This window comes from Duganella violaceipulchra (assembly GCF_019166075.1).
Lineage (GTDB): Bacteria > Pseudomonadota > Gammaproteobacteria > Burkholderiales > Burkholderiaceae_D > Rugamonas > Rugamonas violaceipulchra.
Genome location: NZ_JAHTGR010000002.1, coordinates 550,125 through 571,414, shown reverse-complemented (window position 1 = coordinate 571,414; position 21,290 = coordinate 550,125). Strand labels below are relative to the sequence as shown.

21 protein-coding genes are annotated in these 21,290 nt (G+C 65.5%); 6 read left to right on the top strand and 15 right to left on the bottom strand.

What is annotated here, in order from left to right; translation table 11 throughout:
* Nucleotides 1–12 precede the first annotated feature (12 nt).
* Both KVP70_RS05540 and ybiB read right to left on the bottom strand, forming a co-directional pair.
* A complete protein-coding gene (locus KVP70_RS05540) occupies nt 13–1,221 on the bottom strand; it encodes a BaiN/RdsA family NAD(P)/FAD-dependent oxidoreductase (protein WP_217941068.1) in 1,209 nt (402 codons plus the stop codon).
* 49 nt (nt 1,222–1,270) lie between these two features.
* The gene (gene ybiB / locus KVP70_RS05535; RefSeq protein ID WP_217941067.1) at nt 1,271–2,260 is read right to left on the bottom strand and encodes a DNA-binding protein YbiB; all 990 of its coding nucleotides are present in this window, start codon (nt 2,258–2,260) and stop codon (nt 1,271–1,273) included.
* A gap of 74 nt (nt 2,261–2,334) precedes the next feature.
* Here ybiB and KVP70_RS05530 point away from each other — a divergent pair, with 74 nt between their 5' ends.
* Nucleotides 2,335–3,393 (top strand): 3-deoxy-7-phosphoheptulonate synthase, encoded by a 1,059-nt coding sequence (locus tag KVP70_RS05530; protein WP_217941066.1) that lies wholly within the window; start codon nt 2,335–2,337, stop codon nt 3,391–3,393.
* A 73-nt stretch (nt 3,394–3,466) separates the two neighbouring features.
* On the opposite strand, the gene KVP70_RS05525 is transcribed toward KVP70_RS05530, so the two are convergent.
* Complete coding sequence (locus tag KVP70_RS05525) at nt 3,467–3,736, bottom strand: hypothetical protein (protein ID WP_229224603.1); 270 nt, start codon at nt 3,734–3,736, stop codon at nt 3,467–3,469.
* 231 nt (nt 3,737–3,967) lie between these two features.
* Between KVP70_RS05525 and tsaD the strand changes: the two genes are divergently transcribed.
* A complete protein-coding gene (gene tsaD, locus KVP70_RS05520; protein WP_217941064.1) occupies nt 3,968–5,008 on the top strand; it encodes a tRNA (adenosine(37)-N6)-threonylcarbamoyltransferase complex transferase subunit TsaD in 1,041 nt (346 codons plus the stop codon).
* On the opposite strand, the gene KVP70_RS05515 is transcribed toward tsaD, so the two are convergent.
* The gene (locus KVP70_RS05515; RefSeq protein ID WP_116991522.1) at nt 5,005–5,190 is read right to left on the bottom strand and encodes a hypothetical protein; all 186 of its coding nucleotides are present in this window, start codon (nt 5,188–5,190) and stop codon (nt 5,005–5,007) included. The genes tsaD and KVP70_RS05515 overlap by 4 nt on opposite strands.
* A gap of 133 nt (nt 5,191–5,323) precedes the next feature.
* Nucleotides 5,324–6,244, bottom strand: coding sequence for a LysR family transcriptional regulator (locus KVP70_RS05510; RefSeq protein WP_217941063.1), 921 nt, complete (start codon nt 6,242–6,244; stop codon nt 5,324–5,326).
* A gap of 108 nt (nt 6,245–6,352) precedes the next feature.
* On the opposite strand from KVP70_RS05510, the gene KVP70_RS05505 reads away from it, so the two are divergent.
* Nucleotides 6,353–7,213: an oxidoreductase gene (locus tag KVP70_RS05505; protein WP_217941062.1), complete on the top strand. Its 861-nt coding sequence runs from the start codon at nt 6,353–6,355 to the stop codon at nt 7,211–7,213.
* Here KVP70_RS05505 and KVP70_RS05500 read toward each other — a convergent pair.
* The 6 genes from KVP70_RS05500 to ybaK all read right to left on the bottom strand — a co-directional run bounded on the left by KVP70_RS05500 (nt 7,210) and on the right by ybaK (nt 11,892).
* A complete protein-coding gene (locus tag KVP70_RS05500) occupies nt 7,210–8,460 on the bottom strand; it encodes a metal-dependent hydrolase (protein ID WP_217941061.1) in 1,251 nt (416 codons plus the stop codon). The two genes, KVP70_RS05505 and KVP70_RS05500, sit on opposite strands and share 4 nt — an antisense overlap.
* A gap of 8 nt (nt 8,461–8,468) precedes the next feature.
* Nucleotides 8,469–8,759: a DUF427 domain-containing protein gene (locus tag KVP70_RS05495; protein ID WP_217941060.1), complete on the bottom strand. Its 291-nt coding sequence runs from the start codon at nt 8,757–8,759 to the stop codon at nt 8,469–8,471.
* Nucleotides 8,760–8,778: 19 nt separating this feature from the next.
* The gene (locus KVP70_RS05490; protein ID WP_217941059.1) at nt 8,779–9,831 is read right to left on the bottom strand and encodes a GGDEF domain-containing protein; all 1,053 of its coding nucleotides are present in this window, start codon (nt 9,829–9,831) and stop codon (nt 8,779–8,781) included.
* Between the two features lie 133 nt (nt 9,832–9,964).
* Nucleotides 9,965–10,621: a DsbA family oxidoreductase gene (locus KVP70_RS05485; protein WP_217941058.1), complete on the bottom strand. Its 657-nt coding sequence runs from the start codon at nt 10,619–10,621 to the stop codon at nt 9,965–9,967.
* A gap of 78 nt (nt 10,622–10,699) precedes the next feature.
* Complete coding sequence (gene plsY, locus KVP70_RS05480) at nt 10,700–11,329, bottom strand: glycerol-3-phosphate 1-O-acyltransferase PlsY (protein ID WP_217941057.1); 630 nt, start codon at nt 11,327–11,329, stop codon at nt 10,700–10,702.
* A gap of 71 nt (nt 11,330–11,400) precedes the next feature.
* A complete protein-coding gene (ybaK, locus tag KVP70_RS05475; RefSeq protein ID WP_217941056.1) occupies nt 11,401–11,892 on the bottom strand; it encodes a Cys-tRNA(Pro) deacylase in 492 nt (163 codons plus the stop codon).
* A gap of 44 nt (nt 11,893–11,936) precedes the next feature.
* Here ybaK and KVP70_RS05470 point away from each other — a divergent pair, with 44 nt between their 5' ends.
* Nucleotides 11,937–12,935: an endonuclease/exonuclease/phosphatase family protein gene (locus KVP70_RS05470; RefSeq protein ID WP_217941055.1), complete on the top strand. Its 999-nt coding sequence runs from the start codon at nt 11,937–11,939 to the stop codon at nt 12,933–12,935.
* Here KVP70_RS05470 and KVP70_RS05465 read toward each other — a convergent pair whose 3' ends face one another.
* Complete coding sequence (locus KVP70_RS05465; RefSeq protein WP_262311797.1) at nt 12,936–14,690, bottom strand: putative bifunctional diguanylate cyclase/phosphodiesterase; 1,755 nt, start codon at nt 14,688–14,690, stop codon at nt 12,936–12,938.
* 220 nt (nt 14,691–14,910) lie between these two features.
* Between KVP70_RS05465 and KVP70_RS05460 the strand changes: the two genes are divergently transcribed.
* Together KVP70_RS05460 and KVP70_RS05455 are read left to right on the top strand one after the other, a co-directional pair.
* Nucleotides 14,911–16,137 (top strand): efflux RND transporter periplasmic adaptor subunit, encoded by a 1,227-nt coding sequence (locus KVP70_RS05460; RefSeq protein ID WP_217941054.1) that lies wholly within the window; start codon nt 14,911–14,913, stop codon nt 16,135–16,137.
* A gap of 3 nt (nt 16,138–16,140) precedes the next feature.
* A complete protein-coding gene (locus KVP70_RS05455; RefSeq protein ID WP_217941053.1) occupies nt 16,141–19,287 on the top strand; it encodes an efflux RND transporter permease subunit in 3,147 nt (1,048 codons plus the stop codon).
* A 127-nt stretch (nt 19,288–19,414) separates the two neighbouring features.
* Here the strand turns inward: KVP70_RS05455 and KVP70_RS05450 are convergent, their stop codons facing one another.
* The 3 genes from KVP70_RS05450 to KVP70_RS05440 form a co-directional block, all read right to left on the bottom strand.
* The gene (locus tag KVP70_RS05450) at nt 19,415–19,597 is read right to left on the bottom strand and encodes a hypothetical protein (RefSeq protein ID WP_217941052.1); all 183 of its coding nucleotides are present in this window, start codon (nt 19,595–19,597) and stop codon (nt 19,415–19,417) included.
* A 71-nt stretch (nt 19,598–19,668) separates the two neighbouring features.
* Nucleotides 19,669–20,574: a site-specific tyrosine recombinase XerD gene (gene xerD / locus KVP70_RS05445; protein WP_217941051.1), complete on the bottom strand. Its 906-nt coding sequence runs from the start codon at nt 20,572–20,574 to the stop codon at nt 19,669–19,671.
* Nucleotides 20,550–21,071, bottom strand: coding sequence for a methylated-DNA--[protein]-cysteine S-methyltransferase (locus tag KVP70_RS05440; RefSeq protein WP_217941050.1), 522 nt, complete (start codon nt 21,069–21,071; stop codon nt 20,550–20,552). The genes xerD and KVP70_RS05440 overlap by 25 nt, the downstream gene beginning before the upstream one ends.
* Nucleotides 21,072–21,290: the final 219 nt, after the last annotated feature.

Below are 21,290 nucleotides of genomic sequence, written 5' to 3'. Positions count from 1 at the left end.
ACAGTCAGTATATCAGACTGCTTGCCCCGCCGCCACACCGGATGCCCATGCCCACTGGAAATTGTAGCCGCCCAGCCAACCGGTGACATCCACCGCCTCGCCGATGAAGTACAGGCCCGGCACTTTATTGGCCATCATGCTCTGCTGCGACAGCTCGCGGGTGTCGACGCCGCCGCGCGTGACTTCGGCCTTTTTGTAGCCTTCCGAGCCGTTCGGCGTGATGGTCCACTGGTTGACCGCCGCGCCCAGCTTGCGCAGCTGCGCATCGGGCAGGTCGGCCAGGCGCGCGTCCAGCGCGAAGCCATGCGCCAGCAGCAAGCCTTCCGCCAGGCGCGCCGGCAGCCATTGCGACAGCACATTGCCCAGCTGCTTCTTGATCGTGCCCTTGCCTTCGATCAGCGTGGCGGCCAGGTCCAGCTCGGGAATCAGGTTGATGACGATAGGCGTGCCCGGCGTCCAGTACGAGGAAATCTGCAGGATCGCCGGGCCGGACAGGCCGCGGTGGGTGAACAGCAGGTCTTCGCGGAAGCGCCCGCCGGTCGGGTTGCGGCCCTTGAAGGAGCCGGTCTCCACGTCCACCTCCAGCGCGATGCCGGCCATTTCCACGAACGGCGCCCATTGCTGCGGGTCGAAGGTCAGCGGCACCAGCGCCGGGCGCGGCTCGACCATGCGCAGCTCGAACTGCTCGGCGATGCGGTAGCCGAAGTCGGTCGCGCCGATCTTGGCGATCGACAGGCCGCCGGTGGCGATGACCACGCTGTCGGCTTCAATCTCGCCGCTGTCGGTCTGCAGCACGAAGCCGCCCTGGTCCGCCTGCGCCAGGCTGGTGACCTTGCATGGCATGCGCCAGTGCACGTCGCCGCCCGAGCATTCGTCTTTCAGCATGTCGATGATCTGCTCGGCGGAGTCGTCGCAGAACAGCTGGCCGCGATGCTTCTCGTGGTAGCCGATGCGGTGCTTCTTCACCAGCGCGACGAAGTCGGCCGGCGTGTAGCGCGACAAGGCGCTCTTGCAGAAGTGTGGATTCTCGGACAGGAAGTTGGCGGGACCGGCGTTGATATTGGTGAAGTTGCAGCGGCCGCCGCCCGAGATGCGGATTTTTTCCGCCAGCTTGGTGGCGTGGTCGATCAGCACCACGCGCTTGCCGCGCTGGGCCGCCGTCGCCGCACACATCATGCCGGCCGCGCCCGCGCCGATTACCGCTACATCAAACTTTGCCATATCAAATCCAATCGTCCAAAGGCGTATTGTACTTGAAGGGTCCGGCTGCCTACTCGATCGGCTCGCTCACCCGCTGGCGCGACTGCAGGGTGCGCGACACCAGCAGGCACTGCGCCACCTGCTCGGCGATCGACGGCGGCACCGGCACCTCGCCGTCCAGCACGGACTGGATCCAAGCCGCCGTGGTGGCCGCGTCCTTGTCCTCCGGCAGCAGCGGCAGTTCGCCCACCGAGGTCTGCTTGGGCACCAGCGTGGTGCGCAGGCCGCCGTGGAACCAGTCGATCTGCTGCGCCTTGTTGGCGTTGGCCACCGTCTCGCCCTCGGTGCCGCGCATCAGGAAGGCGTCGCCGCGCTCCGGCAGGGCCGCCGTGGTGAAGTATTCGCCCAGCATCTCCAGGTACTCGGGATGCGTGTAGGACACCAGCCGCAGCGCCGGTCCGGCGAACGGCTGCATGATCTTGACCAGGGTGTGGGTCGAATTGCGCACGCCCAGCCGGCGCCGCAGCGACAGCAGGTAAGCCAGCTTGGGCGCCAGCACGTCGATGGTGATGAAAGCCGGATGCCCCTGCGACATGGCCTCCTCCGCCTCGGAGCGATGCCGCGCGACCGGCAGGCCCAGCGCCTCGAACACCTCGGCCGTGGCGACCCGGCCGGCGTCGTGCGCCACGCCGTGCACCAGCACCGGCACGCCTTCGCGCGCCAGCAGCAGCGCCAGCAGCGGCGTCAGGTTGGCCATCTTGCGGGCGCCGTTGTAGGTCGGGATGCAGACCGGGGCGAACTGGCCCGGCGGCGCGCTGAGCGGTTCAAAAGCGGCCTCGGCCGCGTCGAGGAAGCCGGCGATCTCCTCCACCGACTCGCCCTTGATGCGCATGGCCAGCAAGATGCCGCCCAGCTCCAGCTCGGAAACGCGGCCGTCCAGCATGGCTTCGTACAGATCGTGGGCGTCGTCGCGGGTCATGCTGCGGGCGCCGTTCTTGCCGCGGCCTATTTCTTTGATGAAACGTGCGGCCAGGAATGGTTCGGTGGAATGTGTCGTCATGGCGTCAGCTTAAACCAGTCGGCCGCATTTCGGCTACACTATCCCTCCCCCGCAATAAATATACGTAGAGAATCATGATCTCCCCAGATATCGAAAACATCAACGTCACCTCGTTCGCGCCGATGCCGTCGCCGGAAGCCTTGCACAGCAAGCTGCCGCTGACCGACAGCGCCTCGGACACCGTGATGAAGGGCCGCGAAGCCCTGCGCAACATCATCGACCGCCAGGACAAGCGCCTGTTCGTGGTCGTCGGTCCATGCTCGATCCACGATCCGGTTGCCGGCCTGGATTACGCCCGCCGCCTGAAAGCCCTGCAAGCTGAAGTGGCCGACACCATGCTGCTGGTGATGCGCGTGTATTTCGAAAAGCCGCGCACCACCACCGGCTGGAAAGGCTATATCAACGACCCGGACATGGACGATTCCTTCCGCGTCGACGCCGGCATGGAGAAGGCGCGCCAGTTCCTGCTGGACGTGTGCGAGCTGGGCCTGCCGACCGCCACCGAGGCGCTCGATCCGATCTCGCCGCAATACTTGGGCGACCTGATCGCCTGGACCGCCATCGGCGCCCGCACCACCGAATCGCAGACCCACCGCGAGATGTCGTCCGGCCTGTCGACGCCGGTGGGCTTCAAGAACGGCACCGACGGCGACATCAGCATCGCCATCAACGCCATCCTGTCGTCGGCGCATCCGCACTCCTTCCTGGGCATCAACGCGCAGGGCAATGTGGCGATCGTGCGCACGCGCGGCAACGCCTACGGCCACGTGGTGCTGCGCGGCGGCGACGGCCGTCCGAACTACGATTCGGTGTCGATCGCGATCGCCGAGCAGGCGCTGGCCAAGGCCAAGCTGCCGGCCAACCTGGTGGTCGACTGCTCGCACGCCAACAGCTACAAGAAGCCGGAACTGCAACCGCTGGTGATGGCCGACGTCATCCACCAGATCGTGCAGGGCAACCAGTCGCTGGTGGGCGTGATGATCGAGTCCAACATCGTCGGCGGCAACCAGAAGATCCCGGCGGACCTGAGCGAGCTGAAGTACGGCTGCTCCGTCACCGACGGCTGCATCGACTGGGACACCACCGAGAAGATGCTACGCGACGCGCACAAGCAACTGCAGCACCGCCCGTAACCCGCACCCCGCGACGGCCGGGGTCAGACCCCGCACGGGGCCTGACCCCTTTTGCTGTGGGGTGAACACGCGCTCAGCCGAAGGCCATCACCCTGGTGGCCACGCCGAAAGACCCGGCCAGCGCCGCTTCGGCCTGGCTGGCCGGGGCGCTTAGTTCATCGAGATCCAGGTAGACCTTGCAGTCCTCCACCTTGACCGAGTAACGGCGCGCTGTGCTGTCGCGCGGCTCGACGTCGCCGCATTCGAGCACCGCATGCACCTGCTCCTCGCCGGTACGGAACAGCGCCACGCCCGGCAATTCCTGCCAGGCCAGTCCGCGCGGCACCAGGCGCGCGCCGCTCATGGGCACATCCTTGAGTTTGCAAATCAGCTTCCATCGTCCGGACATCGCGCGCCTCCCTAGTCAACTTACCCTGGTTGTCTAAGCAAAACCGGTGCCACGAAAAACGCCCGGAATCCTGACCGAACGGCAAAACCTCGCACTTCGCCAGTGCGCCGCCGACCTGCCGTGGTGCATGCTTGCACGCACTTTCCATTACAATGGCGGATTCCCCTTTTCATTTGTGCTCCCTTCATGATCGTTCTCGGCGTCGAATCCTCCTGTGACGAAACCGGCCTTGCGCTGTACGACACGCAACACGGCCTGCTGTCCCACGCTCTGTATTCGCAAGTGGCGATGCATGAAGAGTACGGCGGCGTGGTGCCGGAACTGGCCTCGCGCGACCACATCCGCCGCGCCATTCCGCTGCTGACGCAGACCCTGGAAGGTGCCGGCAAGACCCTGGCCGACATCGACGCCATCGCCTACACGCAGGGCCCCGGCCTGGCGGGCGCGCTGCTGGTCGGCTCCTCGGTCGCCTGCAGCCTGGGACTGGCGCTGGACAAGCCGGTGCTGGGCGTGCACCACCTGGAAGGACATCTGCTGTCGCCGCTGCTGGCGTCGCAGCCGCCGGAATTCCCCTTCATCGCGCTGCTGGTCTCGGGCGGCCACACGCAGCTGATGCGGGTGGACGGCGTCGGCCAGTACACGCTGCTGGGCGAAACCCTGGACGACGCGGCCGGCGAAGCCTTCGACAAATCGGCCAAGTTGCTGGGCCTGGGCTATCCCGGCGGCCCGGCGATTTCGCGCCTGGCCGAGTTCGGCGACCCGACGGCCTACAAGCTGCCGCGCCCGATGCTGCATACCAAGGATTTCAATTTCAGCTTCTCCGGCCTGAAAACGGCGGTGCTGACGGTGGTGAAGAACCACGAGGAAAAAGTCATCGCCAATATCTGCGAGCAGGACAAGGCCAACATCGCGCGCGGCTTCGTCGACGCGATCGTCGACGTGCTGACGGCCAAATGCATCTCCGCACTCAAGCACACCGGCCTGAAGCGGCTGGTGATCGCGGGCGGCGTGGGCGCCAACTCGCAGCTGCGCGCGTCGCTGAACGAGGCGGCGGCCAAGAAGAAGTTCAAGGTCTACTACCCTGAACTGGAGTTCTGCACGGACAACGGCGCCATGATCGCCTTCGCCGGGGCCATGCGCTTGATGATCAACCCGGACGCGGCAAAGAAGGACTACTCGTTCAACGTGCGACCGCGCTGGCCGCTGGACGACATCAAGGTCGTTTAGGCTTGCGCGAAGGCGACCGAGGCCAGCACGGCCAGGCCGGCCAGCGCCAGCAGGTATTTGATCTTGCCCTTGCCCAGGCGCACGCCGCGCGCGGCGATGCGCTCGCTGCGCAGACGGTGCTCGTCCGACGCCGATTCGTGGACCACATTGTTCGTTGTTTTTTGTTCAGTTGCGGTATTCATCACAGCCTCCATGTTTAACGATCTTCTTCCTTTCTGGAGGGCAATGCAATTGTCATGCCAACCATCTTGTCCAAAAGTGGCCTATACCATTTGATTTTAGACTTTTTTGTGGCAAACACGCGACACGATACCGCTAGGCAAGCGCGGCCTGCTGCCCCGCCAGCCGCAGCGGCGCCCGCTCCGCCACAAAATCGATGAAATGCCGTACCCGCAGCGGCATCAAGGTGCGCTGCTGGTAGTACATGAACACGCCACTGTTGGACGTGGCTGTGTGCCGCAGCAACGGCACCAGCGCGCCGCTGGCCAGCTCGGCTTCGATCATGAAGACCGGCAGCTGGCCGATGCCCAGGCCGTTCAGCACCGCAGTCAACTCCCCCTCCACCGTATTGAAGCTGGCCACCGCCGGCATCTCCTGGTAGACCGTGGCGCCGTCCACCTGCAACTCCCATGGCATCAAGCGGCCGGTGCTGGGACGGCGGAAGCCGGTGCAGCGGTGCAGCTGCAGTTCCAACACCGTCTGCGGCGTGCCGTGCAGCGCCAGGTAGCCGGGCGTGGCGCACGGCACCAGCACGATCTCGCCCAGCTTGCGGGAGATCAGGTTACGTTCAGGCGGATTACCGGCGCGGAAGCCGACATCGATCTTGCTCTCCACCAGGTCGGTGAAATGGTCGTCCAGCTGCAAATCGAAATGGGCGCCGGGATAGCGCCGCTGGAACTCCGGCAGCAGCGGCACGATGACCGCGTTGCCAATCGACATGGGCGCGACCACGCGGATCAGGCCGTCCACTTCGAGGCGGCTGTTCTGGATATGGTCCAGCGCCTCGTCCAGCAGGCGCAGGCCGGGGTTGGCCAGCTCGAACAGGCGCGCGCCCTCCTCCGTCAGGCTCAGGCTGCGGGTGGTGCGGTGGAACAGGCGCACGCCCAGATGATCCTCCAGCTGCCGCACCGCCTTGCTGACGGCCTGCGGCGTCAGGCCGGCGTCGACCGCCGCCTGGCTGAAGCTCTTGGCGCGCACCACGCCGATGAACAGACTGACTACCCTGGCTTTATCCATATTTACAACCAAATAGTGATAATCAAACAGCTTTCCCATGGCTAGTGTAACAGGTCGCTCATGCCTACACTGGCATCCACCAACTCACCTCACAGCAAGGAAACGATCATGACAGGCACTGCACAAAAAGTATGGTTCATCACCGGCGCATCCCGTGGCTTCGGCATGCTGACGGCGCAACAAGCGCTGGCGCGCGGCGACTTCGTGGTCGCCACCGCCCGCGATCCGCAAGCCGTCACCGCCGTGCTGGGCGAGCATCCGAATCTATTGGCCTTGCGGCTGGACGTCAAACTGGAGGCGCAAGCCATTCCCGCCGCGCAGCAGGCGATAGCGCGCTTCGGCCGCATCGATGTGCTGGTCAACAACGCCGGCTACGGCCTGCTGGGCGCGGTGGAGGAAGCCAGCGCCGAGGAAGTACGCGCGCTGTATGACACCAACGTCTTCGGCCTGCTCAACGTCACCCGCGCCGTGCTGCCGGCGATGCGCAAGCGGGGCGGCGGCCATGTCATCAACATCTCGTCGGTGGGTGGTTATTCGGCCTTTGCCGGCTGGGGCCTGTACAGCTCGACCAAGTTCGCGGTCGAAGGCATCAGCGAGGCGCTGGCGATGGAAATGGCGCCGCTGGGCATCCATGTGACGGTGGTGGAGCCGGGCTTCTTCCGTACCGATTTCCTTGACGCCTCGTCGCTGGTGTCCACCCGCGAGCGCATCGAAGACTACGCCGACACCGTGGGCGCGATGCGCGAGTTCGCCTCCGGCGTCAACCACCAGCAGCCGGGTGATCCAGCCAAGCTGGCCGGCGCACTGCTGCAACTGGCCGACAGCGCCAAGCCGCCGGTGCGCCTGCAACTGGGCTCGGACACGGTGGAACGCGTGCGCGCCAAAAACCAGTTCGTCGAAACCGAGATGGCCCAGTGGCTGGATCTGGCGGTATCGACCGACTTCAACCTTCTGCCAAAAGCGGCTTAAAGCTTGCCCGGCGGGTGCAGCGACAGCAGATCCTCGCGCGGGTAGCCCCAGCCGGGCACGCCCGCCGGACAGCTCCCGGCCTTTGCCGCGTGCAGCGTCGTGAAGTTGCCGCGCGGCGTGGTCGCGAAGCGATAGTCGGCCAGCTCGCCGGTCGCCAGCATCAGCGCCGGCATGCGGGCGAAGCGCAACCAGGCATCCACCTGGCAATTCTCATCCTTCAGCATGCGCAACGCCGTCAGGCTGGCCAGCACCGTGCCGAATTGCTGCACACCCGGCGACAAAGCCAGCACCTGCTGCGGCGATCCGACCAGGCCGGCCGGACAGGCCAGCGGCGCCAGCCACTCCGGCGCCAGGCTGGCCACGCCGCGCCGCAGGCGGTAGTAGCCCTGCTTCTCATTGGTCTCCACGCTGGCATACGACCAGCACAGCGGCTGCGACGGGAACGCCGTCATCGCCACATCCATCACGCGCACGGACGGATCGGCCTTCAGCAAGGCCGCCGTGATCTGCTCACGGCCGTAATGCGAGGCCACGCCCTGCACCGCGATGAAGCCGGCGCCGAACACCAGCGCCAGCAGCAGGCCCGCGCGGCCGCGCGCACCGGCGCGCCACTGCGCCGCGCCGCAAGCCGCCGCGATCAGCAACAGCGCGGCAAACGAAGTCCACGCCAGATAGCCTTTGGCAGCGAACACCACCAGCCCGCCGAACAGGCAAGCCAGGCCGAGCATGCGCAAGGAACGCCAGCGCATGATGAGCGCCATCGGCACACCCATCGCCACCCAGAACAAGGGCTCGACGATGAACACCATGTCGCCATAGAACCAGCGTCCGGTGAACGGATACCACGGGTGGATGCCGTAGGAATTGGTGAAGTCCATCAGCAGATGCAGCGCGAAGCCCAGCCCCACGCTCAGGGCCAGGCCGAGCCGCGCCGGCCGGCTGACCTTCAACAGCGCGCGCGCCGACGGCCAGCACAAGCACAGCAGCGCCGCCAGCAGCAAGGCTTGCGGCAGCGCCAGCAGCGCCGTATGCGTATGCCCGCGATGATGCAGCAGATAGCCCAGCGGATCGGGCAGCAGCTTGTTCAGGAACAGGTCGAGGTCGGGAAAATTGCTGGCCAGCGCGCAGGACACCAGCAGCAGCCGGTGCCGCACCCGCTGCGACGGCGCATCCGCCTCGTCGGGCAGGCTGCGGTGTACCAGTTCGCCAACGCCGAAACCGATAATGCTATGGGTGATATTGTCCATGCACCCGTCTAGCGCTGCACGTCCACGCCGCGCCAGAACGCCACGTGGTCCTTGATCTGCGCGGCCTTCTCGGACGGCTCCGGGTAGTACCAGGCGGCGTTCTCGTTGAGCTTGCCGTTGACGTTCAGGCTGTAGTAGCTGGCCAGTCCCTTCCACGGGCAGCGCGAGGTGTGCGCGCTGGCCTGCAAATACTCCGTCTTGACGCTGGACGGTGGGAAGTAGACGTTGTTCTCGACGATTTCAACCTCGTCGTCCTTCGCTTCGGCGATGACGACGCCGTTCCAGCTGGCGGTGGGCATGGGGGACTTCCTTTCAGTGTCAGGTGGGGCCGCATTCCACGCGGTTGCGGCCGGCGTGTTTGGCGCGGTACAGCGCGGCGTCGGCCTGGCGCAGCAGGCTTTCGGCATCGCTGATTCCCATGTGGTCGAAGGAACCCACGCCCAGGCTGGCGGTCACCGGCAGCAGTCGCGGGCCGGCGTAGTGCAGCTGCGCTTCGATCTTGGCGCGCAGCGTTTCGGCGAACTTGCAGGCGCCTTCGACCGGCGTGTTCGGCAGGATCACGCACAGCTCTTCGCCGCCGTAGCGGCCCGGCACGTCGATCACGCGCACGCTGTCGCGCAGCAGCAGGCCGACGCTGGCCAGCACCTGGTCGCCGACCGCGTGGCCGTATTCGTCGTTGATACGCTTGAAGTGGTCGAGGTCTATCATCACCGCCGACAGCGGCGAGCGGAAACGCTTGGCGCGCGCGGTCTCGAACTTCAGGCGGTGCAGCAGCGAGCGGCGGTTGTGCAGGCCGGTCAGCTCGTCGGTGGTGGCCAGCTGCTCCAGCTCGCGCACGGTCGATTCCAGCGCCTTCTCGTTGGCGCGCAGTTCGATCAGCGCCATCACCTGGCGCGCCAGCTTGACCAGCGTGGCGCGCTGTTCGACGCGCAGGCCGCCCGGCTTGGTGTCCATCACGCACAGGGTGCCGATGGCGAAGCCGTCGGACGAGGTCAGCGCCACGCTGCTGTACATGCGCATATGGGGCTCATCGACCGTCAGCGCCATATGGGCGGTGCGGAAGTCTTGCGTCAGGTCGGGGATTTCGGTGGCGGCCTGGCCCAGCACCGCCAGCGAGCAGTAGCTCTCGCCGCGCGGCAGCTCGCCCAGCTGCATGCCGGCGCAGGACTTGATCCAGACGCGCTCGGCGTCGACCAGCGAGATGAAGGCATACGGCACCTCGCACACTTGGGCGGCCAGCTCGGTGAGGAAGCTGAAGTCTTCGCAGGCGGGGGTATCGAGGATGTGGTAGCGGTGCAGCGCGGCCAGCCGGAACTGGTCGGCCTGCGGACGGGCGATGGACAGCGTGTGTACTTTTTCTGCGGCCAGCATGGGCCTCCCTGTAGCGACGTCGATCTTTTTTGGGCTCCCGGCATGCGGCGGGGCCGAACTATGGTGCTACCCGATCAGTTTATCGCAAAACAGGGACGGCGGGCGCACTTGCCTCCGCCGCTTACCGCATTTTTTAAGCCGCCTGCGCCATGATTTCGCGCAGCGCCTTTTCAAACACCTCGGCCGGCTGGCCGCCGGAAATCAGGTGGCGTTCATTGATGATCACGGCCGGCACCGAGTTGATGCCGTGGCGCTGGAAGAACTGCTCGCGCTCGCGCACCTCGTCGGCGTACTGGTTCGATTGCAGCACCTCGGCGGCGATGGCGGTGTCCAGCCCCACTTCGCCGGCCACGCGCAGCAGCACGTCGTGCGAGCTCGGGTCGTCGCCCTTGGTGAAGTAGGCGCCGAACAACGCTTCCTTCAGCGCCTTCTGCTTGCCCTCGCCCTCGGTCTCGGCCCAGTGCAGCAGGCGGTGGGCGTCGAAGGTGTTGTAGATGCGGCTGCGCTTGCCCATGGCGAAATCGAAGCCGACCTCGGCGCCGCGCGAGCGTATCATCTCGCGCGCCTGGTCCTGCTGCGACGGCGTCGAACCGTATTTCTCGGTCAGGTGCTCGACGATGTCCTGGCCCTCGGGGCCCATGTTGGGATTGAGCTCGAAAGGCTGGAAGTGCATGCTCACTGCCGCCTCGTCGCCGATATTGGCCAGCGCCTGGTCCAGCGACTTGAGGCCGATGGCGCACCACGGGCAGGAAACGTCGGAGACGAAATCGATCTTCAGGGGAGTGGTCATGATGTGCCTTTGCTAAACGGAATTTTCAGCATATGGCGACACCCGGCGCAAAATCAAGCGCCGGGATGGGGGATGGCCTTACTTTTTCTTGCCTTTGGCCGCGTCCTGGCTCTTGCTGCCGATGCGGCTTTCCTTTCCTGCCAGCAGATTCGAAATATTCTTGCTGTGACGGAAAGCCAACAGTGCGCTCATGACGAACACCGCGAACAGCTGCGGCTCGACGCCGAACAGCAGGCCGTAGTAGAACGGCGCGAACAGCGCCGCCACCAGCGCCGCCAGCGACGAGTAGCGGAACGCGAACGCCACCGCCAGCCAGGTCACCAGGGTGGCCAGGCCCAGCCACGGGTTCAGGCCCAGCAGCACGCCCAGCGCGGTCGCCACGCCCTTGCCGCCGACGAAGCGGAAGAACACCGGCCACAGGTGGCCCAGGAACACCGCGATCGCCACCAGCGCGATGGTGGCGTCGCCGATCTGCAACTGGTTCTGGTAGCGGATCGCCAGCCACACCGCCAGCCAGCCCTTGGCGCCGTCGCCGATCAGGGTCATGATGGCGGCCGCCTTATTTCCACTGCGCAACACATTGGTGGCGCCGGGATTTTTCGAGCCGTAGGTGCGGGGATCGGCGATGCCGAACAACTTGCTCATCACGACGGCAAACGAGATCGAGCCGATCAGATAGGCGGCGACGGTCATCCAAACTGTATTCATTATTTCCTCAAAAGTAGTCATGCGCCCGTTGGGGGCCGCTGAATATACACTGCCGACGCCCGATCGGCCAACTAATCAGCCAGCGCGCAGTGCACCGGCCGGGCCTGCAGCAGCTCGACCAGCACCCGCGGCGCGATGCCAACCAGATAACCCCTGCGGCCGCCATTGATATAAATCGTTTCCAGCGCAAGAATGCTATCCTCGACATACACCGGCAGCACCTTGCGGGTGCCGAACGGCGAGGTGCCGCCGATCTGGTAGCCGCTGTGGCGGGTGGCCACCTCCGGCTTGCACGGTTCGACGGATTTGCAGCCGATGCCGCGCGCCAGGTTTTTGGTCGAGACCTTGCAATCGCCGTGCATCAGCACAATCAAGGGTTTAGCGGCCTCGTCTTGCATGACCAGGGTCTTGACCACCGCGTGTTCGTCCACGCCCAGTTCGCGCGCCGACACCGTGGTGCCGCCGTGTTCTTCGTAGTCGTAGGGGTGCTCGCTGAAGACCACCTTATGTTTGCGCAGCATTTGCGTTGCCGGGGTCTCGGAGATGTGCTCTTTTTTAGCCATGCGTGATACGCTGCTTGTGAAGTAATGATCGGGAGTTTCTAATTATGCAGCAGGAAATTCGCTTTGCCACTTTCAATGTTTGCAATCTTTCCCAGCCTGGGGCGAAATTGTACGACAATCTGCCGCCGTTGACGCCGGCCGAGTATGAAGCGAAAGTCCTGTGGACCGCGCAGCAGCTGGACCAGCTCGACGCCGACGTGATCGGCCTGCAGGAAATCTTTTCGCTGGCGGCGCTGCGCGACGTGCTGGCCCACAGCGCGCGCTACCGCGAGGCCACGCTGGCCGGCTTCGACCCCGCGCCCGATCCCGCCACCGGCGCCGCGCGCCTGGTGCCGCAGGTGGCGCTGATCTCGCGCCTGCCGCTGGCGGCGCCGGCCGCCGAATACCGCGCCTTCCCCGACGGCGTGGCGCTGCCGGCCGGCAGCCGCGACGCCGACACTTTCGCCCGCGCGCCGCTGCACGCGCAAGTGCTGCTGCCGGACCAGCGCATCGTCGACGTGATCGTCATCCACCTCAAATCCAAGCGGCCCGACTACAGCAGCGGCGACGACTACGCCGATCCGATGCAATACGCGCAAGCGAACCTGCGCTCGCTGATACGGCGCGGCACCGAGGCGGTGGCCCTGCGCGCCCTGCTCAGCCAGCTCGAAAGCAGCGCGCGCCGGCCGCGCGTGGTGCTGGGCGATTTCAACGACACCGCCGACGCCGTCACCACCGCCATCGTCATGGGCTCCGGCGCGGCCGGCCTGCCGGGCGAGGAACTCAGCGGGCGCATGTTCGACTGCAACCAGATCCAGCTGGGCCGCGACACGCTGCGCCAGGTCGGCTACACCAACATCCACGAGGGCCACTACATGACCATCGACCATGTGCTGGTGTCCGAGGAATTCAACCCGGCCTCGCGCTACGCGGTCGGCGAGGTGCTGGAGGTGACCTATCTGAACGACCATCTGCTGCAGGACAAGCCGGAAGCATCCGACCACGGCCAGGTGCTGGTGCGGCTGCGCCTGTACGGCGCGCGCGATCGCGCCGCAGCCATGTAGTCAGGCGGCGCCGTCCAGCAGGCCGTCCAGGCCGTCGAGCAGGCCCTTCTGCTGCGCGTAGTGGCCCTGGTACTGCTGGCAGCCATGCTGCGCCAGGAAGCTCAGCTGCGCCTCGGTCTCCACGCCCTCCGCCAGCACTGTCAGGCCCAGGCTGCGCGCCATCGCGATCATGGCGATCACGACCACCGGCGGCGCCGCGCCGTCGGCGGCGGCGTCGATGTCGCCGATGAAGGTGCGGTCTATCTTCAGCTTGTCGAACGGATACTCGCGCAGATGGCTGACCCGGGTGTAGCCGGTGCCGAAGTCGTCGATCGCCAGCCGCACCCCCAGCGCCCGCAAGGCACGCAGCGTGGCCGGCGCGGAGGCCACGTTTTTCATGATGATGGCCTCGGTCAGCTCCAGCTCCAGCAACTCCGGCGCCAGGCCCGAAGCCGCCAGCGCCGCGCCGACGCTGTCGGCCAAATTACGTTGCAGGAACTGCGTCTGCGACAGGTTGACCGACACCGCCAGCGCATGACCGGCGTCCTGCCAGCGCCGCGCTGCGCGGCAGGCCTGCTCCAGCACCCACTGGCCGATACCCACCATCAGGCCGCTGTCCTCGGCGACGCCGATGAAGCGCTCCGGCCGCAGCAGCCCCAGCGCCGGATGGCGCCAGCGCAGCAGGGCTTCGGCCGCCAGCGGCCGGGCGCTGGCGATGTCGACCTGGGCCTCGTACTCCAGCACGAACTGCTGTTCGCGCAGCGCGCGCCGCAGGTCGTTCTCGAACGTCACCCGTTCGACGATCTGCGCGTTCATTTCGGGGCTGAAGAACTGGAAGCCGTTGCGGCCCTTTTCCTTGGCGTGGTACATGGCCAGGTCGGCGTTGCGCACCAGGGTGTCGATGTCGGCGCCGTCGTCCGGGTAGATGCTGACGCCGATCGAGGTGCTCACGTGCAGCCGGTGCGGCTCCAGCACGAACTCCTGGCTGATGGCGCCCAGCACGGTGTCGGCCACGTGCGCCACCTGGTCGATGCCGCCGATCTCGGACAGCATGATGACGAACTCGTCGCCGCCCTGGCGGCTGACGGTGTCGACGCTGCGCACGCAGCGCACCAGCCGCGCCGCCACTTCCCGCAACAGCTGGTCGCCGACGTGGTGACCCAGCGTGTCGTTGATGTTCTTAAAACGGTCGAGATCGAGGAACAGGATCGCCAGCCGGCTGCGCTTGCGCCGCGCCGCCGCCATCGCCAGGCTCAGGCGGTCGAGCAGCAGCACGCGGTTCGGCAGGTCGGTCAGGAAATCGTGCTCGGCCAGGTGGCGGGTCTGCTCCTCGGAGCGGCGGCGGTCGGCGACGTCGGCCAGCAGCGCCAGGTGCATCACCAGCTGGTCTTGCTTACGGGCCGAGATGTCGCGGATCGCCGCGACCACCCGCTTTGGAGCGATGGCGGTCAGCAGCACCTCGGCCCAGAACTGGCGCCCGCCGCAACCGACGCAGCACCATTCGAACTGGCGGTTGCCGTCGCGCTGCGCATCGGCCAGCAACTCGGCCAGCGCGCGCGCCGACAACACGCCCTCGGCCTGCTGCAATGGTGACAAATCAACCAGCCCCAGGCCCAGCAAGCGGTCCGGCCGGTCGCACTCGAACAGCGCCTGCGCGGCCGGATTGCAGGCGAGCACGCGGCCATCCTGCAACAGCAGCAAGGCGTCGCTGGTATGCGCGACCATCGCGAGGAAATCCGCGCGCGCGCCGTCATCTCGTTTGTGTGCTGGTGCCACCTGGGCCTCTCCGGCTTAGCGCCAATCGCGCCCTCTCAGGCCTTGCTCATTCTTGCCGCTGACAGGAATCGACCATTGACCTCCGTCAAACGCGCTTGATCCCGCGTTTTTACCGTTCATCCGTATTTTTGCGCGGCCTGTCGCATTTCTCTGGCAGCCGGCCTTGAAAATTCATAGAGTGCCAACATGCGCCGTGGCGACCATTTGATAGAAGAACGATATGAAACTTGAAACCTTGCCCGTCTCCCCACCATCCACCGTGCGCAGCAAACGCTGGCGCAAGCCGTTGGCGGTGCTGGTCGTCATCGGCTTGGCCGGCGGCGGCTGGACCGTCCTGCACAAGAAGGACGCCGCGCCGCCCAGCACCCAGGCGGCCAAGGACGATAAAAAGAAACAGGAAGTCTTCGAGCTGGCCAGCGGCGATATCGCGGCCATCGATGCACGATCATTGGCGGTCAGCTTGCCCTTGTCCGGCTCGCTGGCGCCCCTGAGTTCGGCCACCATCAAGTCCAAGGTCTCGGGCGTGGTGGAGGCCACCACGGTGCAGGAAGGCATGGCGGTGTCCGCCGGCCAGGTGCTGGCCCGCATCGACCAGTCCGACCTGCGCGCGCGCCTGCAACAGCAGCAGGCCATGCTCGACGAAGCGCAGGCCAAGCTGTCGCTGGCGAGCAAGAACGAAACCAATAGCGGCGCCCTGCTCAAGCAAAAATACATTTCGCAGAACGCCTACGATTCGACGCAGAACAGCGTCGACCTGGCGCGCGCCAACGTCAAGTCGGCCGCGGCGATGGTGGAGATCGCGCGCATCGCGCTGAACGACGGCGTCATCAAGGCGCCCATCAGCGGCGTGGTCAGCAAGCGCCACGTGCAGGCCGGCGAAAAGCTGGCGCCGGACATGCCGGTCTACAGCATCGTCAACCTGTCCGAGCTGACGCTGGAGGCGCAGGTGCCGGCCTCGGAGATCCCGCGCGTCAAGGTGGGCCAGGAGGTCAAGTTCAAGGTCGACGGCTTCCAGGGCCGCGAGTTCGCCGGCAAGGTGGCGCGCATCAACCCGGCCACCGAGACCGGCTCGCGCGCGATGCTGGTCTACATCTCGGTCAGGAACGACGACAGCGCGCTGCGCGCCGGCATGTTCGCCAAGGGCAGCATCGTCACCGAGCGTTCCGCCGTGATGCCGATCGTGCCGATGACGGCGCTGCGCACCGACAAGGGCCAGCAGGTGGTCTACAAGATCGAGCAGGGCAAGGTGGTGGCGCAGCCGGTCAAGCTGGGCCTGCGCAACGAGGACGAGGGCTACGCCGAGGTGGTCGACGGCCTGGCGCCTGGCGCCAACGTCATCATCTCCAAGCTCGACAGCGTCAAGCCGGGCAGCCAGGTCAAGCTGCCGGCCAATCTCGCCACGCCGGCCCAGCCGGCCAAATCCGCCATGCTGGCACAGAAGGGCTAAATCATGTGGATCACTAAAACCAGTATCCAGAACCCCGTCTTCGCCACCATGGTGATGGTGGCGCTGGTCGTGCTGGGCCTGTTCTCCTATCGGGAACTGGGCCTGGAGTCCATGCCCAACGTCGACATTCCGGGCGCGCTGATCGAGGTCAATTATCCGGGCGCCTCGCCGGAGGCGGTGGAGAACGACATCACCCGTCCGCTGGAGGACGTGGTCAACACCGTCAGCGGCATCAAGACGTTGCGCGCCAACTCGTGGGAAGGCCGCGCCGGCCTGTACATCGATTTCGAGCTGTCCACCAATATGGACAAGGCGATGCAGGACTTGCGCGACAAGGTGGCGCAGGTGCGCCCGCGCTTCCCGAAGGAAGCCAAGGACCCGTTCATCGTCCGCTTCGAGGGCGAGAACAGCCGCCCGATCGCGCAGATCGGCATCACCGCCACCGACCACTCGCTGCGCGACCTGTCGACCATGGCCGACCAGCTGATCGGCAAGCGCTTCCAGGGCGTGGCCGGGGTCGGCCAGGTGCGCCTGAACGGTACCGCCTCGCGCCAGATCCTGGTCAGCCTGCGGCCCAACGACCTCAACGCGCAGGCGATCGGCGTCGATGAAGTGATCAACGCCATCCAGGCCACCAACACCAACCTGCCGGCCGGCTCGATCAGCTTTGCCGGCAACGAGCAACTGGTGCGGGTCGAGGGCAAGATGAAGGACGCGCGCGACTTCAACAAGATCATCGTGGCGCGCCGCGCCAACGGCCCGGTCTACCTGGAGCAGGTCGCCACCGTGATCGACGGCGCGCAGGAAGAGCTGTCGGTGTCGCGCCTGAACGGCAAGCGCGCCATCACCATCGACATCACCAAGGTGCAGGACGCCAATGTGGTCGAGGTGGGCCGGCGCATCCAGAAGGTCGCCGCCGATCTGCAGAAGACGCTGCCGGCCGACATCACGCTGACCGTGCTCAACGATGAATCGCTGAAGGTGCAAAGCCAGCTCGACAACGTGAAGGAAACCATCATCGAAGGCGCGGTGCTGACCATGATCATCGTGTTCTTCTTCCTGCACTCGTGGCGCTCGACCATCATTACCGGCCTGACGCTGCCGATCTCGGTGATGGCCAGCTTCATCGCGATGAAGTTCTTCGGCTTCACGCTGAACTTCCTGACCCTGATGGCGCTGTCCCTGTGTATCGGCCTGCTGATCGACGACGCCATCGTGGTGCGCGAGAACATCGTGCGCCACCTGGGCATGGGCAAGAACCACCGCCGCGCGGCCGAAGACGGCACCAATGAAATCGGCCTGGCCGTGATGGCCACCACCTTCGCCATCGTCGCCGTGTTCATCCCGGTGGCCTTCATGCAGGGCATCATCGGCCGCTTCTTCCTGCAGTTCGGCATCACCGTCGCGGTGGCCGTGCTGGTGTCGCTGTTCGTCAGCTTCACGCTCGATCCGATGCTGTCGTCGGTGTGGCCGGACCCGGTCAAGGACCGCTTCAAATACCTGCCGTGGCTGGGCCGCTTCATGCACTGGGTGGAAGGCGGCATCGAGCGCCTGCACGTGGTGTACGGCAAGGTGCTGGGCCTGGCGCTGCGCTGGCGCAAGCTGACCCTGGCCTTCGCCGCGACCCTGTTCGTCGCCAGCCTGATGCTGGTGCCGATGATAGGCGGCGAGATGTTCCCCGACCAGGACAACGGCTGGATCAACCTGCACCTGAAGACCCCGGTCGGCTCCAGCCTGGAGTACACCGACAACAAGGTGCGCCAGGTCGAGGAGGCGCTCAAGGCCTTCCCCGAGATCGCCAGCGTGATCGCGGTGGTCGGCACCCAGGAGGGCCGCAACAACGCCCAGATCGACATGAAGCTGCAGGACCGCAAGACCTATAAGCGGCGCTCGCAGAAGGAGCTGGAAGGCGTGGTGCGCGCGCGCCTGAGCAAGATCGCCGGCATCACCATGTCGGTGGGCTGGAAGCCGATCTTCATCGCCATCCTCGGCACCGACGAAGGCAAGCTGGACGCGGTGGCCCACCACCTGATGGACAAGATGCGCAAGATCAAGGGCATCGCCGACCTGGAGTACAGCCAGGAAGGCGCCAACCCGTCGACCACGGTCAAGATCAACAACGAGCTGGCCAGCGACCTGGGCCTGTCGGTGCAGCAGATCGGCAGCGCGCTGCGGCCGTTCGTGGCGGGCGACACCACCAGCCACTTCCTGGCCGACGATGGCCAGAACTACGACGTCAACGTGCAGCTGCCGAAATCCGGCCGGCAGAAAGTGGCCGACCTGGCCGACCTGTCGCTGGCCTCGAGCAAGCTGGGGCCGGACGGCCGCCCGCTGATGGTGCCGCTGCGGCAGGTGGTGGACTTCGTGCCGTCGTTCAGCCCGCAGGTGCTGAAGCGCCAGGCGCTGCAGCGCCGGGTGGCGGTGTATGCCGGCGTCGAAGGCCGTCCGGGCGGCGACGTCGACAGCGACGTCAAGAAGGCCATGAAGGAAATCGACCTGCCGGCCGGCGTGCGCTTCGACGTCGGCGGCAATGCGCAGGACATGGAAGAGAGCATGTCGTCGGCCATGATCGCGCTGGGCATCGCGGTGATCTTCATCTACCTGGTGCTGGCTTCGCAGTTCGGCAGCTTCCTGCAGCCGGTGGCGATCATGATGTCCTTGCCGCTGTCGCTGATCGGTGTGCTGGTGGCGCTGCTCATCACCGGCAGCACCTTGAACATCTTCTCGGTGATCGGCTTCATCATGCTGATGGGCCTGGTGACCAAGAACGCGATCCTGCTGGTGGACTTCACCAACCATGCGCAGCAAGGCGGCATGGGCCAGCGCGAAGCGATCATGTCGGCCGGCCAGGTGCGGTTGCGTCCGATCGTGATGACCACCTTGGCGATGGTGTTCGGCATGCTGCCGATGGCGATCGGCATGGGCGACGGCGGCGAAACGCAGGCGCCGATGGGCCGCGCGGTGATCGGCGGCGTGATCACCTCGACCCTGCTGACGCTGGTGGTGGTGCCGGTGGCCTACACCTACCTCGACAGCCTGGGCAAGCGTTGCGCCCGCTTCTTCAAAGGCAAGGCCCACGACGAAGAGGCCGCGCTGCAGGACGCCATCGAGCCGCTGCACGACGTCAAGAGCCGCAACGAAGTGGCCTGAAAAACCACGGGGGTCACGGGGGTCAAGTCTGACATTCGGACACGGCCTCTGCCGTAACGGCCGTTACGGCAGAGGCCGTGTCCGAATGTCAGACTTGACCCCCGTGGTTTTGGTTTTTTTTTCGTCCCTACTCCGCCGCTGCGGCGTCGCCTTCGGCGGCATCGTCGCCGTCCATCTCCTCCAGCTCGCCTTCCTGGGCCAGGCCGGGGTTCTGCTTCAGCTCGGCCTTGCGCCGGGCTTTTTCATCCGCTTTTTTCTTCTTTTCCAACTCACGCTGGCGCTTTTCATACGCGAAATTTGTCTTTGCCATTTGCCACCTCTTCTTTATACGGTTCGATTACCTGCCCACATTATGACGCACTTACGGCCGGCGCAAGTTTTTCAGCCGCGAGGATGATGTTGCGCATGCAGATGCTTCAGGCGTTCGCGGGCGACGTGGGTGTAGATTTGCGTCGTCGAAATGTCCGAATGGCCCAGCAGTAACTGTACCACCCGCAGGTCGGCGCCGTGGTTCAGCAGGTGGGTGGCGAAGGCGTGGCGCAAGGTGTGCGGCGACAGCGGCGCGCTGATGCCGGCTTTTAACGCATGTTTTTTTATCAAGACCCAGAACATCTGCCGCGTCATCGGCCCGCCGCGCGCGGTGACGAACAGCGCGTCGTCGACCTGGCCGTTGAGGATGATGCCGCGCGCCTCCTTGACGTAGCGCTCGATCCACACCCGCGCCTGCTGTCCGAACGGCACCAGCCGCGTCTTGGCGCCCTTGCCGGTGACGCGCAGCACGCCGTCGTTCAGGCTCAGCTCCAGCAGTTTCAATGTGACCAGCTCGGACACCCGCAGGCCGCTGGCGTACATCAGTTCCAGCATGGTGCGCTCGCGCAGGCCCAGCGGCGTGGCGACGTCGGGCGCCGCCAGCAGGGCCTCCACTTGAATTTCGCTCAAGGTGTGGACGAAGCGGGCCGGCTGCTTGGCCGATACCAGTTTCAGCGTCGGGTCGTCGGCGATGCGGCGCTGGCGCAGCAGCATCTGGTAAAAACGCCGCAACACCGACAATCGCCGATTGGACGAGGTGGCCTTGCCGCTGTCCTGGTGGCGGGCGGCGATATAGCCTTCGATGTCGTGCGCGGCCACCGCCGCCAGCCCCGCCACCTGCGGCCGCTTCTTCTCCAGCCAGGTGGCGAACAGGCGCATGTCGCGCCGGTAGGCTTCCAGGGTGTTCTTCGACAGGCCGTCCTCCAGCCACAGGCTGTCGCAGAACTCGTCGATCAGAGCAGTGTTGTCTGTTGCCATGCGTATTCGCTAGCTCCTTCATGGGCCAGCAGCCAGCGCTTGATGCCCAGCAGGTAGCCATTGGGGTCGTCGCTGTTGGCGAAGCCGCCCAGGCCGCTGGCCGAGGTGACACGGTGGCAAGGGATCACCACCGGGAACCAGTTGGCGCCGCAAGCCTGGCCCACCGCGCGCGGCGCCGAACCGATGTGCCGGGCCAGCTCGCCGTAGGTGCGCACGCTGCCGCGCGGAATCGAACGGATCGCGTCCCAGACCTTGTGCTGGAACTCGGTGCCGGCGCGCTTGAGCGGCAGGTCGAAGGCGAAGTCGGCGTCCCGGCAATACCGCTCCAGCTGCGCGGCCGCCTGCTCGGCGATGGCGTCCTGTGGCGCTTTTGCATCAAAATGGGGCGGCAGGTAACACAGTTCCGTTATCAGACCACTTGCCGTGCGCACGCCCAGTTTTCCAAGCGGCAAATCCAGTACGGCGGAAAACAATTCATGCTGCTGTTGTATTTTCATCACACTCCATGCACCAAAAAATCCGCCTGATGTTGTCGAAATGCACCATTTTGTTGCATTCGAACTACATTAAAAAAACCACACGGTTGCATTGTAAATCCGGGCCTAAGGCGGCAGGCAAAAAAAAACGCACCTCGCGGTGCGTTTCCAAATCCTGCTTCACGTTCCCGGTCGTTTGCCTGTCCCCGTAGCGCGCTTGTGGCGGCCTTCAGCGACTAT

What these genes read in the sequence shown, in the direction of transcription:
- KVP70_RS05540 (WP_217941068.1), bottom strand. Translation starts at nt 1,221, where the DNA reads ATGGCAAAGTTTGATGTAGCGGTAATCGGCGCGGGCGCGGCCGGCATG.
- ybiB (WP_217941067.1), bottom strand. Translation starts at nt 2,260, where the DNA reads ATGACGACACATTCCACCGAACCATTCCTGGCCGCACGTTTCATCAAA.
- KVP70_RS05530 (WP_217941066.1), top strand. Translation starts at nt 2,335, where the DNA reads ATGATCTCCCCAGATATCGAAAACATCAACGTCACCTCGTTCGCGCCG.
- KVP70_RS05525 (WP_229224603.1), bottom strand. Translation starts at nt 3,736, where the DNA reads ATGAGCGGCGCGCGCCTGGTGCCGCGCGGACTGGCCTGGCAGGAATTG.
- tsaD (WP_217941064.1), top strand. Translation starts at nt 3,968, where the DNA reads ATGATCGTTCTCGGCGTCGAATCCTCCTGTGACGAAACCGGCCTTGCG.
- KVP70_RS05515 (WP_116991522.1), bottom strand. Translation starts at nt 5,190, where the DNA reads ATGAATACCGCAACTGAACAAAAAACAACGAACAATGTGGTCCACGAA.
- KVP70_RS05510 (WP_217941063.1), bottom strand. Translation starts at nt 6,244, where the DNA reads ATGGATAAAGCCAGGGTAGTCAGTCTGTTCATCGGCGTGGTGCGCGCC.
- KVP70_RS05505 (WP_217941062.1), top strand. Translation starts at nt 6,353, where the DNA reads ATGACAGGCACTGCACAAAAAGTATGGTTCATCACCGGCGCATCCCGT.
- KVP70_RS05500 (WP_217941061.1), bottom strand. Translation starts at nt 8,460, where the DNA reads ATGGACAATATCACCCATAGCATTATCGGTTTCGGCGTTGGCGAACTG.
- KVP70_RS05495 (WP_217941060.1), bottom strand. Translation starts at nt 8,759, where the DNA reads ATGCCCACCGCCAGCTGGAACGGCGTCGTCATCGCCGAAGCGAAGGAC.
- KVP70_RS05490 (WP_217941059.1), bottom strand. Translation starts at nt 9,831, where the DNA reads ATGCTGGCCGCAGAAAAAGTACACACGCTGTCCATCGCCCGTCCGCAG.
- KVP70_RS05485 (WP_217941058.1), bottom strand. Translation starts at nt 10,621, where the DNA reads ATGACCACTCCCCTGAAGATCGATTTCGTCTCCGACGTTTCCTGCCCG.
- plsY (WP_217941057.1), bottom strand. Translation starts at nt 11,329, where the DNA reads ATGAATACAGTTTGGATGACCGTCGCCGCCTATCTGATCGGCTCGATC.
- ybaK (WP_217941056.1), bottom strand. Translation starts at nt 11,892, where the DNA reads ATGGCTAAAAAAGAGCACATCTCCGAGACCCCGGCAACGCAAATGCTG.
- KVP70_RS05470 (WP_217941055.1), top strand. Translation starts at nt 11,937, where the DNA reads ATGCAGCAGGAAATTCGCTTTGCCACTTTCAATGTTTGCAATCTTTCC.
- KVP70_RS05460 (WP_217941054.1), top strand. Translation starts at nt 14,911, where the DNA reads ATGAAACTTGAAACCTTGCCCGTCTCCCCACCATCCACCGTGCGCAGC.
- KVP70_RS05455 (WP_217941053.1), top strand. Translation starts at nt 16,141, where the DNA reads ATGTGGATCACTAAAACCAGTATCCAGAACCCCGTCTTCGCCACCATG.
- KVP70_RS05450 (WP_217941052.1), bottom strand. Translation starts at nt 19,597, where the DNA reads ATGGCAAAGACAAATTTCGCGTATGAAAAGCGCCAGCGTGAGTTGGAA.
- xerD (WP_217941051.1), bottom strand. Translation starts at nt 20,574, where the DNA reads ATGGCAACAGACAACACTGCTCTGATCGACGAGTTCTGCGACAGCCTG.
- KVP70_RS05440 (WP_217941050.1), bottom strand. Translation starts at nt 21,071, where the DNA reads ATGAAAATACAACAGCAGCATGAATTGTTTTCCGCCGTACTGGATTTG.